Below are 12,876 nucleotides of genomic sequence, written 5' to 3'. Positions count from 1 at the left end.
AGATTAAAATTTTACACCTAGCGAAAGTCTGATGGTAAAAGGCTCACCTTCGATAAAGAAATAATTGTTACCCGGGTATGGAAAATCTGTAGTAATGTCTCCAGATGCCATATAACGCTTGTTGGTTAAATTATCTGCAATTAACCTGAACATGTATTTAGGATTGCTAAAACTCAAACCTGCATCAAATTTGGTATAGTTATGCAGGTAGGTATCCTTCTGGCTGATTGCTGAAAGTTTGGCGATGGTGGTTTGCCCCGCACTGATCGAAATTTTGTTAAAACCTTTTAAAGAAATACTGTATTGCAACCAGGTATTAAACACCTGTTGAGGCACATCGGGCATTTTCTGGCCCACAATTGATGGATCGTCGGCTGTTGGATTTAAGTTATTGTCTTTGGTAACTTTGGCATCTACATAAGTGTAATTGGTAATCAGCGAGAGGCAATCGGTAATATTTCCGATTACGTCAATCTCAAAACCATTGCTCACTACTTCACCTAATTGAAGATAATAGGCAATTGCCCCTGCAGAGGCCGCGTAATTCCTGAAATCTCTTGCCGCTACATTCCTTTTTACGGTATGGAAACCATTTATTGTCGTCAGCAAACGGCCATTAAACCAGTTCTTTTTAAGGCCAAGTTCAAGGTTAGTGCCTAACTCGGGCTCAACGGGCTTTGAGGCTGTAACCGTTTTTTGTCCGGACTGCGGACCATCAATAGTTTCGGTAACCACCTGGCCCGTCTTGGGTACAAAGGATTGATCAAATAGAAAATAAACAGAAGATGTAGAATCAGGCATGAAACTTAATGCAACCCTGGGCGAAAAAGCATGTTGTTTATAGTAGTCGGGCACACGCGGACCTCTGGTTGTGGTTAAAATATTGCGGTTGCGGTAATCTGTATAACGCGCACCAACAGTGAGTAGAAATTTATCCAGCGTGATATTGTCATAAATATAAGCTGCAGAATAGTGGATGTGGTTCTCCTGCCTGATTGATCTTTTGGTAATACTCACTGTATTCGGGTCTACATAAAAATTAGGATTATTCCTGTCAAATGGGGTAGAAGTGACGCCATAGTAGGTAGATAAAGAGTCGTTACCTTTGGTATAATCACTTCCGACCAGTAAATTATGCTTAAATGCACCGGTTTTAAATTTTCCCGATAAAAACAGGTTGGTATTATAAGTTTCGCCCAACAGGTTTGAGTTGCTTGCAATGCGGCTGGTTTTGCCCTGATCGTTAAAACTGATCGATGTCCGGTTATTTGCCGATACCATGTACCATTGCTTGGCTGGCGATTTGACAAAATTTGACTGGGAGGTCAGTTGCCAGTTCTCGTTGAATTTATGAACGGCACTAAACCTGAACGTATGGGTTTGCGAAACACTCAATGGCAGGCCGATACCGGCACTGAAATTTAGACCGACCGGATCCTGTAATACATCTTTATCCTGGCGTAATTTGTTAATGGATGAGCCGTTTTTAACCTCTCCACGAATATAATTGTACTCAGCAATCAGGTAAGTGCAGGGACTGAAGTTGTATTGCAACACAGGTGCAAATACATATTTGGTGGTTTTCATGTAATTCAGGTACGAATCCTGGTGCTGAAACGCCGTATTAAAACGGTAAGATAAACCCTTGTTTTTTAAAGCACTTCCAATATCTGCAGTAGCGCGCAAAAGATTATAATTACCACCGCTAAGCTGTACATTCAATAGTTTTTCCTTCGGCGATTTGGTTACAATATTTAAAGTCCCACCGGGTTCTCCTAAAGCACTTATAAAGCCTGCCGGACCTTTAATAAATTCGAGGTTTTCGATTAATGATTCATCATCCAGTGTTGCACCCAAAACCAGGCGGTTTGGCATACCATTAATTGTGGTGGCAGCATTAAATCCCCTCACTTTTATAGAAGCAGAATTATCGAAAGGCGAGCTGTTATATCCAAAATATACACCGCTGGCATTTCTGGCCATATCTTTTAACTGTAATCCGCCTTGCTGCTGTATCAGGGAAGAAGAAATGCTGATGATATTTTGTGGCATCTGCAATAGCGGTACCTGCATCCTCAAGCTATTGGATAAGGTATCTTTTTTTAGTTTAACGGCTTTCTGACCATCAATGCGAACCTCATTAAGCTGGCGTACCTTGGCAGTTGAATCCAGTACCGGTCTGTTATGTTTATCGTGTTGGGCATAAACCTGTAGGATCAAAGTCAATAAAAACAAGATGAGGTAAAATTTTTTCTTCATTTTTTGTGTGTGTTATTAATGTGTAATGGTTTGAGTTAAATTTTAATGGGGAGTTTTATTGCGAGCAAGATGATGCAGAAACCGATACCAAACAGGTATAAGATGCCAAATAAAATATGCTGGTTTTTATTAGCTTTTTCCTTGAGTTTAAATTCAGGTAGATTTTTTAAATCATTTAGGCTTAGCTTTTTATCTGACACAATATAATCATTCATAAAATCAACCCAGGTCTTTTGAAAGGCATTCACCTGGTCCTGGTAAGAGAGGTAATCTTTCCATCCGCTCTCTGCAATTCCATTCAGCATGTATTGCGTTTTTGTTGCCGGGTTAATCCAGCTTAGGCTAATGGCTGCAGCATTTTGTTTTTCGGGATACTGGTTATAGTTTTCAATAACCTGGGTCATTCGGTGTCCCAAAAGGTAATAATAGGCTGCAAAGCGTTTGTTGCTGTTTTCGCTCGTGTCTGAACTTGTCCTTAAATGGCTGTATTTAGGATTATTCAGGTAAAAGGTATCGATAAGCAGCTTGCGCGGCAAAGCCCAAACGGCTTCGCTATTTTCCCTTAGTGCAACGGCTGCATCAGTTTTTAAAGGAATGGGATGATATAAACGCGCCAGGGCGTTGCACAATGCAGGTAAAAGCATTAAAAAGAAGCTCCACAACCCTAAAAGATAAAGGGCATTGTGCACGGAACTCTGACTCCACCTGATGATGAAAAAAATAATCGCAAACCAAAAGAAAAGATAGGCACTGATGCTAAGCAGCCATAAAATAGCAGCGGACGGATCGAAAGAAATCAGGAATGCAGAACTGATAAAACCGGTTATACTGAGCAGCCAGGCCATAACACCAATCAGCATAAACCTAAAAACCAGTTTATAGCTAATTATCCTGCCAAAATACAGGCCCTGCAATGAAAGCAATTTATCCGTCTGCTGTTCCTTTTCTTTCGATAAAGTATTGTAAGTTAAAGCGATGGCGAGTAAGGGCAACAGGTAGATAATTACATAAGCAAGATCGAAATTGCCAGAAGCAAGCACCTCAGGATTGGAGATTTCTGCATCAGTTCCCTGTATGAAATTACGTTTGCGGGTTATCAAATCATAATAGGGTACCAGGTCCCGTTGTCCGATCGATAAAATACTTATCGGATGAGGTTGATAGATGGCATATAAAGGATTTTTATATTCAATTACGGCAGGTATCCCCGCTTGATTAAACAAGGTTTTTCCCGCTGTGGTAGTGGTATCTGCCGAAAAACTGGCTACAGCTTCCTGATACTTTTTTTGATATCCATGCCGGAGGCTGTCAATGGCCAATAACTGTTTTTGGGTAAAACGGTAACCCTCATAAATACTATAGAGTCCGGCTGCAAAGAAAAAACCGATCAGGACAAGCAAAAATTTTTGCCTGGCCAATAACTTCAGTTCAAATAATAATATGGTTTTAAACAGCTGCATAATTAAGGGCTAATGAACGTGAAGCAATAAATTGAAGTAAAAGGATAAGCAGGAGAATCCAACCCGTTAGGGAAATGATAGCGATTTTTTCTAACTGTAATATCCTGGAGAGTGGTGGTAACTGATAGCTGAAATCTTTGAGCTGGCCAAAATACCTGAGCCCCACCACATATTCACCCTTAACGTCCTTGCCATGCACAGCCAGCTGCATGTTCAGTTTTCTGATGAGGTCGTTCCGGTAAGCCTGTGCCTGTTTAAAAAACTGTTCATGATGATAAAAATCAGAACCTGCCAGCGCCATCGAAAGGCGTTTGGCTGATAGAAAGGGATCGAAAATACCGGATAAGCATAAAAAGTGCTGTTGTTGATTAAAGCTATTTTCAACTTCCTTAAAATAGTGGTTAAAGGCCATGGTACGGTAATCTTCATTAAACTGGAGGGTCATACCGTCTATGTCAAAAGGTAAGTCCTCAATGCGATTTACCTGGTATTTTTTTAATAAACTATTGATATAACGTACGCCACGTGCAGCATAGGGATCCTTTCCATTTAAGCCTTTTCTGTAACCCTGTTCCACTAGATCACTAAAAACTGCCCGCGACATTAGCGGATAACTTCGGTTGGCTATACCTGTTATTAGTTTAGGAAAAATAATGCTCATGAAAATCCAGAAACATAAGGCACTTAACAGTGCTTTTCCTGACTGGTTGGAAACTGCCGAAATGATGGTACCCAATAAGGCGACGAGCAGGTAGTACACTAAACAAGTCAGGAGAATCCACAAGAACCTGCAAAAAAGCAAGTCCATATCGCCAGAAAATAGAAGAGCAATGGCCATGATGATAAAAATGGGAAGTATAATCACTATGATGAGCAGGTAATTTGCCCAAACCTTAGCCCAGATGAGTTTGCGGCTGCTTAAGCCCTGGGCTAAAAGCATTTTAAGGGTACCATGCTCTTTTTCGCCGGTAATACTGTTAGAGGTAATGAACAAAAGAAACAAAGGCACAAATAATTGTAGGATAAGCGCAAAGCTGAGGTTGCCAAAACGCATGGCCGTATCGCTGTTCTCAGCTTCACTATTACTAATCTCGTGCTGGATATGCGCTTCAACGCGATAGGTATTGCCGGTATAATCGTTAATGCCCGAATCAAAAACATTGAGGAGGTGAACAGGTTTGAACAGGTAGGTTCCAAAATGCGCTGCATCATGCGGATTACGCTGTTGGTGCTCCCATTGCTGCCTAAACAGGGCATTGGCAGCTTGCCGCTGTTTATTGTTGACATGGTAATTTAAGAAAGTACAAATGGTAGCAGCAATAAACAGCAACCATATCACAATCGCCGAAATCAGAACCGTTTTGTTCCGGTAACTCTGCAATAATTCTTTTTTAATTAGCATGTGCCAGGTGGAAAAACCCTCCATTCTCATCTGAAATTTATATTTATTTAATGCATCAAAGTTGCATTATATTTTACATATTTGCAACTGTATTGCATTTACCTGTTTTGTTTTTTCATGCTAAAAGATTTTATACGTAGAAATAAATACCCCTTTTATAAGCAGCCCGACGCGATGGATTGCGGCCCTGTCTGTTTAAAAATGGTTGCAGCCTATCATGGTAAAAATCTTTCCATGCAGTACTTAAGAAAGTTATGTGGGATTGGAAAGCAGGGAACAACCTTGCTCGATCTGGTCGATGCTGCTGACCATCTGGGTTTTAAAACATTAGCGGCAGAATTGCCTTTCGATAAATTAGAAAATGTTCCATTACCCTGCATATTACATTGGCAAAAAGAACATTATATAGTATTATATGAAGTAAATGATCAGTATTGCTATTTGGCCGATCCGGCGTTGAACAGTAAAGTAAAACTCAGTCATAAAGATTTTTTAGCGGCCTGGGCCATACATCCGGAAAAGAAAAGCGGAAGGGTTTTACTGCTTCAGCCAGGCCATGCCTTCAAAGACCTTAAAGAGATTAAAGAGCATCAAACTTCTTTATGGTCTTTATTGCCATATCTTAAAATGCACCGAAAAGGCTGGCTGCCCATATTCATCAGCCTGCTTTTGGCCAGTGGTTTTTCATTAATTATTCCCTTGCTTACCCAAATGGTAGTTGATAAAGGGATCCATGCAAAAAATACCAACTTACTCTTGCTTATTTGCCTTGGTCAGTTAATGCTTTTTTCAGGAAAGATGTTAATGGATTTTATGCGTGCCAGGATTCTGTTTCGCATCGGGGCCAGAACAAGTATCGTAATGCTGAAAGATTTTCTGGCCAAATTAATGAAACTTCCCTTTTCTTTTTTCGATAACCGGCAGGCCGGCGATAATATGCAACGGGTAAATGATAACCAGCGCATAGAAGAATTTCTGACCAATTTCCTCATCAATTTTATCCTCTCTGCTCTTACTTTAGTGGTGCTCGGTGGCGTGCTCTTTTATTACAACTGGCAAATATTTTTGCTTTTTATTATCGGCGCCGCCATCAGCATCCTGTGGTCGGATTCGTTTCAACAGAAACGTAAAATCATCGATCAAAAGAAATTCAAAGTCCTTTCAGCAAATCAACAATTGCTTTTAGAGATTTTTTATGCGATGCAGGAAATCAAACTCACCGGTAGCGAAGAAGATAAAAAAGAACTATGGGAGAGCCTTCAGGATCAGTCGTTCGATTTAAAACTTGAAGCACTTCAACTCGATCAACGCATGCAAGGAGTAGGGGCTTTTATAAACGAAGTAAAAAACGTATTGATTACCTATGCAGCAGCCATGCTGGTGATCAATGATCAGATTACACTTGGTGGCATGCTGGCGGTTACTTACGTTTGCGGACAGCTAAATGCACCGGTAAATCAACTGGTCGAATTTTCGAGAGTATCACAAAACACCAAATTCAGTTTGATGCGGATGGAGGAGGTACAACAGGAAGAGGAAGAAGACCTGGAACAAAAAGAAGAATTGAAAGATCATGATCCCGTTGATATTTCGTTGAATAAGGTATCATTTCAGTATGGAAGCAGGCATTCTCCATTCGTTTTGAAGAATATCGACCTTTTAATTCCTGCCCGGAAAATTACAGCGATTGTAGGGATGAGCGGTAGTGGTAAAACCACACTCATTAAGCTTTTATTAAAATTTTATGGCTTAACCGGGGGAGAAATCAACCTGGGTAACCAAAATTTAGCCCATGTGAAAGCAAAATCGTGGCGAGAACACTGTGGTGTAGTCATGCAGGATGGTTACGTGTTTATGGATTCTATTGCCAATAACATTTTTGCCGGTGCAGCGGTGAAAGACTTCGAAAGACTTTATGAAGCGGCCAAAATGGCCAATATGCACGATTTTTTCTCTTCGATGCCTTTTGGTTACAATACTGTGGTGGGGAGAGACGGTTACGGACTTAGTGAAGGGCAAAAACAACGTTTATTAATTGCTCGGATGATCTACCGTAATCCAGAATATGTGTTTTTAGATGAAGCTACCAATGCACTTGATGCGCAGAATGAGCGGTCGATCGTAAATAACCTGAATACTTTTTTTAAAGGCAAAACCGTGCTGATTGTAGCACACCGGTTAAGTACGGTTAAACATGCCGATCAGATTATAGTACTGAACCAGGGCGAAATCCAGGAGCAGGGAACCCATGAAAGTTTGCTGCTTAAAAAAGGAAGTTATTACCACCTGATCAAAAACCAACTCGAACTAGGCAAATAAATACCGATCAATATGAGCTTACAGATTTTTCCTTATTCATTAGTGCGTTATGCCGGATTGCACCATCAACTTTTTAACGATTTGAACTTAAAAGATACCGAAAACCTGCTGGGAACTTTAAACAAACTCACTGATGAAAAGGAAGAATTAAAAAATATGTTTTGCGATGCACTATATCCGGTCATCAACGGGCAAACTGACGATAAAGTAAGGCAGAAGTTAATTAACCTTAAACGGCAGGTATTCAATGATAAAAAAATCGATCATGAACATATTTCCCATCTGCCCGACCCCGTAAAAAATAAGCTGAAAAGTTACCTGGATAAAGCTAAAGAGATGGCATTTTTGCTGAGTGAAAGTGCTTCCAAATTTGAAGATGAACAAGATCTTCAGCGGAAATGGCTACAGCAAATGGCATTAAATCCGGAACTGCAGCAAGGACTTTTATTATCAAGCCCCTTACTTTACGCACAATTAAACAGTTTTGTTAAAAAAGACAGCAAAAACTTTAAACAAAAGGAACAGCGCATCCTTTTTAGTTTGTTAAGGTACCTCAGCAGAATGGCATTTAAAACTTCGCCATTTAGCAGGTTTACCTATACAGGGATAATGACTTTAGATCAGCTGGGCGCTTTTAATAACATAAGTGGCATGCACCCGGTTAAAAGCAGGTTAAAATTAAACAACGCCATTTTCGAATATCTTAAAGCCATTATCAAAAAGCACCCGTTGTTAAATGAGCATTTGTTAGTTAAACTTAATTTAACAGCAGAAATCAGGCAGGATAAGATCTGCTTTTTAAGTAATTTCAACAACGTTGAATCTTTTCAGCAGATCAATGCAAGCGCTTTACAGTTGCTTGTTTACCAATACCTGGAAAGCCATCAGGCCCCTGTTACCCTGAAAAATCTGATCGATCAATGTGTATCATATCTGGAAAATCCCAGCCACGAAAACATAAAGGTTTACCTGATCAAACTGGTTGAAAGTGGAATGCTCGAAATGAACTTCGGATTTTCGGGAATGGATGAGCATTGGGACAATAAGTTATTGATTTTTCTTACTGACTTAAAAGGAGAAGAGCCTTCAGCTTTGGCGATGATTTCGCTTTTTGAACGGTTAAAAGCGTATAGAACGGTATATCAATCGGCCGATCTTTTTGAACGTTACACCATCCTTCAGGACGCTGAGAAGCAGCTAAATGCCGTTTTTGCCGATCTGCAGCAAGAAGCCGGCCTCCCATTGCATACCGGTCCATCCGATCAAAAATCGGTCGCTGAAAAACCCGAAACAACAACTTTCTCAACAAATCAGTTTAATCCGTATTACTTTTCGGCCAGGCATATCTTTTACGAAGACTGTTTTACGCCAGAGAATTTAGTGCTTCCGGCTCAACCCGTTAAGGATTTTGTGTCGAAAACCGATGAACTGATCCGTTATTTACTTCCACTCGATGTGATGCGGAAAGAACGGAAAAAAATGACCGATTTCTTTCTGAAACACTATCCAAATGATGAGGAGGTAGCTTTGACAACTTACTACAAAGACTATTATCTCTATGTTAAAAAGCCCGAAAAAGAGCATAAAATAGAGGAAGAAACGGATCATTTGGCACTTAGGCAATGGGAGGAAGCTGTTTTGGCAAAAATTGCTCAATTAATCCATATCAACGAAGATTTAGTTCAGTTTAATCTCGATTTTTTTGCCGACCTGCCAAAAAGCCAAAATTTAGCCCAAAAATCAGCGATGGGTATGTTTGTACAGTTTTCAGCGACTAACAAGGGCTTTTCAGGTGTTATCAATGCACTTTTACCTGGCATGGGCAAGGTAAGCGGCAGGTTTTTATCATTGTTTGATCCGGAAGTTACCCTAAGTCTTGTTAAACATAACGAAAAGCTTTTTCCCGGTCAGATGAAGGTAGAACTTAACGACGCTTCAACATTCAATGCCAATATTCATCCGCCTTTATTGGCACATGAACTCGAACTTCCGGGCGGGAATAATATATATCCCTTAGCCCGGCGCTTTACGATCCGGAATTTAAAAGTCAGGTATAATAGCGAATGGAAAATGCTCACACTGCACTCTGGTAACCTAGAATTATTTTGTTACGATTTAAGTTTAGAGTCTTTTTATAACCGATCCAATCTTTATCAGTTGCTTGCGCATTTCAATCCCGATGCCCGCGTATCATTACAGCCTTTTATTCAACTGGTTGATCGGTTTTACCGGGATAAACAACCCGCTCCAGCGCCTGATGTATTCGTTCTGCCACGGATTGTTTATGCAGAAAATGTGGTGATCAGGCGAAAAACCTGGCGGATAAAAACCGAAGTTATCCCTGTTCAGGGACAGGCTGAAGCTGATTTCGGCTATTTTATCAGGTTAGGCGGCTGGTTAGCAAAGAATAAAATTCCTAAAGAGGTTTTTCTTTTTCTGAGAAAACGGGCCTATCAGCTAAAGGCTGATGGTAAACGCGAAGGATTGCATGACGATTATAAACCGCAATACCTCTCTTTCAATAATCCTTTATTGATCGGGATGTTCAAAAAACTCCTTTTAAGGGCAGGCGAATACATCACGTTAGAAGAAGTTTTTCCTAAACCTGATGAGGATACGGTGCGCGAATACCTCATCCAATGGTACAATAACTGATCGGCTTATGAATAAACAGGAAGAAAAATGGCTTTCATTATATATATTTTATAATGAAAACGCGGACGGGCTTTTAAAAGAACTTATATATCCTTTTATCAGGCAATGGCATCGCCCCTGGTTTTTTATCCGTTATTGGGAAGGGGGGAATCATATCCGCTTAAGGCTAAAAGCAGCAGAAAACGAGCATGAGGCTATTATAAAGGCATTAAGTTTGGATAATGCAGCAGTTACCAGGATCCTGACTACCCAATACGAACCAGAAATAGATCGGTATGGAAATGATGAAAGTATAACCTGGGCAGAACAATATTTCGAATGTTCGTCTCAATATATATTGAATTGGCTTGTAAAAAGAGAGATAAATCAGTCGGTCATTGCCCAGGCAATAAAACTGCACCTCACCTTACTGCATACTTTAAAATGGGATGATGAGGCATTGGTAGAGCTTTGTAATTTCTTCTTAGCGGGTTGGCTACCAAAATTGTACAACCCGGCCGATCCGAAAGAAAAACAACGGATATTTTGGTTAAACCAGTTTGAAAAGGTTTTTGTTCCGGTTAAAAATCAAACGCTGCAGGCCTGTAGCCAGTTTTGGCAGCAACTTAACAGCCCTGTTGCAGAGCTTAATTTAATGGAATATTTATTAAAAACAACTGGAGTGATAAGTTCGTACCAAAAGATGGATTTTGAAAAAAAGAAGATGTTTCAGGTGATTTCGGGCTTTATGCACATGAACAATAACCGTTTGGGTATTTCTAATGATGAGGAAGCATACATCATGTATGTTATTAGAGCGTGCCTGCAGTTTATACATGAAAATTCAATCCAACAATCCTGAGTATGTTTACTGTAGAAGAGACCGAAAGACTGAAAGTTCAGCTTTACGAAATTTACAGAGAATTAATTTCCGGCTTTAGAGAAAATAAACTGGAAATCTGGTGGCCAACGCCATTCTACATCAATCCCGATGAGTATGAGTTCAGGGAAAGTTACGACCTTTTTAACGGTAACTGCGGCATTATCCTGTTCTTTTTGGAATTATACCGGTTCGATGGGAACAGGGATCATTTAAGGATAGTTAATAAAGGGATGCACCGGATCTTAAACGCTGATGCCTTACAACATCCGGAGTTTTTTGCACTTTATACCGGATTAGGTGGTGTTATATATACCTGTTTAAAGATTTTTGAGGTTACCGGCAATACGCTCTACAAAGATAAAGCACTTCAACTTGCTCTGGCTAATAAACAGGAATTAACAGCAGGTTTATCGAAGGCTGATCTTTTAAGCGGATATAGCGGTAATTTATTGATGTTGACCTTGCTTTACCATCATACTGATGATCATGAGGTTTTAATGATGATTAACTTATTGATTGAAAGGCTGATTGCAGAAGCACGAATATCAGGGCAGGGCTTAAAATGGGACTATTCCAAGGCAAAAAAAGCCTACGATAGCATGACGGGCTTTTCGCATGGCGCAGCCGGTATTGCCTGGGTGCTCATGCAGGTTGGCCAATATTTTAACGCTTCCGGATTAATCTATCTTGCAGAAGAGGCTTTAAAATACGAAATGCAATATTATTACAGGCCGGCAAAAAACTGGTTAGACCTGCGCCTTGGGCCTCATCGCTTAAATAAGCCCAATGTATACCAGTGGGAACTGCAAACCTTTTTGGCGGAAATGACCGATGTTAATGCCTGGGCTCATGGTGCGGCCGGCATTGGCATTACAAGGCAAATTGCATTAAAACTGACCAGACAGCAATCATACAGATTAGACTGTAACCATGTTCTGCAACGGTGTTTGAATGATTTAGAAAGATTAGACCGGGCAGATTTTACGCTGGTAAGCGGTTATAGCGGTATGATTCCTTTTTTATTAAACCTGGATAAGAAAGCACAGGTTCTTTTCGTATTGGATCAGGCCAGGGTACATCATCAAAAAACAAATGCTTACAACAGCTACGTGTCATGCGGACGTGATGATTTTGGATTATTATCAGGAAAATCAGGTATTGGCTATATCATCCTGAGTGTTTTGAACAATAAAACCATCGACAGTATACTAGCACCAGGATTACCTGAAAACCATAAAAAATCTGTTTTTGAAGATAAATACAGTAAAAAACAAATTAAAAAATCAGTTTTTTCAAAATACTACGCGAGAACATTAGGGGAATTGCCTGCAGTTGATTCTACAGTTTATGATGCAAAAGATATCAATAATTTTAAAGGGAAACTGCAATCGCAATTGTTAACTTCAGGCAATACAAAAATTCAAAAAATATTTGACTTGGAAAGCAGGTTGGCTGGCTTATGGAAACAGCACAAAGGCTATTTCAGTTTTGTGCAGAAACATAAGCATTTAAAAAAAATGGCCGGTGAAAACCTATCATTAACGGATCAGGCTTTAATGGATAAATCCTTTGGCTTAACCGGGCATGTAGAACTTCATCATGGTGATGATTCAAATATCCTTTTACTGATCAGTGATGAGAATGGAATAAAAGAGTTAAGTGTGGGGTTATTCGCTGCTACAATTTTAACTGTAGTTTCAAAGAAGAGGTTAACAGGAGCGGAGTTGGTAAAATCGCTTCAGGTTCTTTTTTTTGAGGAGAATTTAACCCAAGCGTCTTTAATTGAGTTAGCTGATAAAGTGGTTAAGCAGATCAGGTTATTGATTAAAGCGGGCTTTGTGATGGTTCATTAGTTTATAAGGTAGATAAAAATATGAATTAAACTTTAAGGTTAATTGGTTAAATCAATTAACCGGGTA

General features: G+C 39.8%; 7 protein-coding genes. 4 read left to right on the top strand and 3 right to left on the bottom strand.

All coding sequences use genetic code 11. The features are described from left to right. Positions 1–3 precede the first annotated feature (3 nt). The 3 genes from GGQ60_RS05505 to GGQ60_RS05495 are packed head-to-tail and all read right to left on the bottom strand — an operon-like array spanning position 4 to position 5,145. A complete protein-coding gene (locus tag GGQ60_RS05505; RefSeq protein ID WP_183760652.1) occupies positions 4–2,259 on the bottom strand; it encodes a TonB-dependent siderophore receptor in 2,256 nt (751 codons plus the stop codon). Positions 2,260–2,294: 35 nt separating this feature from the next. After that, the gene (locus tag GGQ60_RS05500) at positions 2,295–3,719 is read right to left on the bottom strand and encodes a DUF3526 domain-containing protein (protein ID WP_183760650.1); all 1,425 of its coding nucleotides are present in this window, start codon (positions 3,717–3,719) and stop codon (positions 2,295–2,297) included. After that, positions 3,706–5,145, bottom strand: coding sequence for an ABC transporter permease subunit (locus GGQ60_RS05495; RefSeq protein ID WP_183760648.1), 1,440 nt, complete (start codon positions 5,143–5,145; stop codon positions 3,706–3,708). The genes GGQ60_RS05500 and GGQ60_RS05495 overlap by 14 nt, the downstream gene beginning before the upstream one ends. Before the next feature lie 93 nt (positions 5,146–5,238). Between GGQ60_RS05495 and GGQ60_RS05490 the strand changes: the two genes are divergently transcribed. From GGQ60_RS05490 to GGQ60_RS05475, 4 genes are read left to right on the top strand one after another with little or no spacing between them, the layout of a single operon-like run. Beyond that, positions 5,239–7,440 (top strand): peptidase domain-containing ABC transporter, encoded by a 2,202-nt coding sequence (locus GGQ60_RS05490; RefSeq protein WP_183760646.1) that lies wholly within the window; start codon positions 5,239–5,241, stop codon positions 7,438–7,440. A 12-nt stretch (positions 7,441–7,452) separates the two neighbouring features. Beyond that, positions 7,453–10,095 carry a lantibiotic dehydratase gene (locus GGQ60_RS05485; protein ID WP_183760643.1) on the top strand — a complete coding sequence of 881 codons (2,643 nt, stop codon included), beginning with the start codon at positions 7,453–7,455 and terminating at the stop codon, positions 10,093–10,095. 7 nt (positions 10,096–10,102) lie between these two features. Continuing rightward, positions 10,103–10,936 (top strand): thiopeptide-type bacteriocin biosynthesis protein, encoded by an 834-nt coding sequence (locus tag GGQ60_RS05480; RefSeq protein ID WP_183760640.1) that lies wholly within the window; start codon positions 10,103–10,105, stop codon positions 10,934–10,936. Positions 10,937–10,938: 2 nt separating this feature from the next. Next, on the top strand, positions 10,939–12,810 hold the full coding sequence (locus GGQ60_RS05475) for a lanthionine synthetase LanC family protein (RefSeq protein WP_183760638.1): 1,872 nt from the start codon (positions 10,939–10,941) through the stop codon (positions 12,808–12,810). Positions 12,811–12,876 lie beyond the last annotated feature (66 nt).

It is taken from the genome of Pedobacter zeae (genome assembly GCF_014196715.1).
Taxonomy (GTDB): Bacteria; Bacteroidota; Bacteroidia; order Sphingobacteriales; family Sphingobacteriaceae; genus Pedobacter; species Pedobacter zeae.
This window is presented reverse-complemented; position numbering and strand designations above follow the sequence as displayed.

What these genes read in the sequence shown, in the direction of transcription:
- GGQ60_RS05490 (WP_183760646.1), top strand. Translation starts at nt 5,239, where the DNA reads ATGCTAAAAGATTTTATACGTAGAAATAAATACCCCTTTTATAAGCAG.
- GGQ60_RS05485 (WP_183760643.1), top strand. Translation starts at nt 7,453, where the DNA reads ATGAGCTTACAGATTTTTCCTTATTCATTAGTGCGTTATGCCGGATTG.
- GGQ60_RS05475 (WP_183760638.1), top strand. Translation starts at nt 10,939, where the DNA reads ATGTTTACTGTAGAAGAGACCGAAAGACTGAAAGTTCAGCTTTACGAA.
- GGQ60_RS05505 (WP_183760652.1), bottom strand. Translation starts at nt 2,259, where the DNA reads ATGAAGAAAAAATTTTACCTCATCTTGTTTTTATTGACTTTGATCCTA.
- GGQ60_RS05480 (WP_183760640.1), top strand. Translation starts at nt 10,103, where the DNA reads ATGAATAAACAGGAAGAAAAATGGCTTTCATTATATATATTTTATAAT.
- GGQ60_RS05500 (WP_183760650.1), bottom strand. Translation starts at nt 3,719, where the DNA reads ATGCAGCTGTTTAAAACCATATTATTATTTGAACTGAAGTTATTGGCC.
- GGQ60_RS05495 (WP_183760648.1), bottom strand. Translation starts at nt 5,145, where the DNA reads ATGGAGGGTTTTTCCACCTGGCACATGCTAATTAAAAAAGAATTATTG.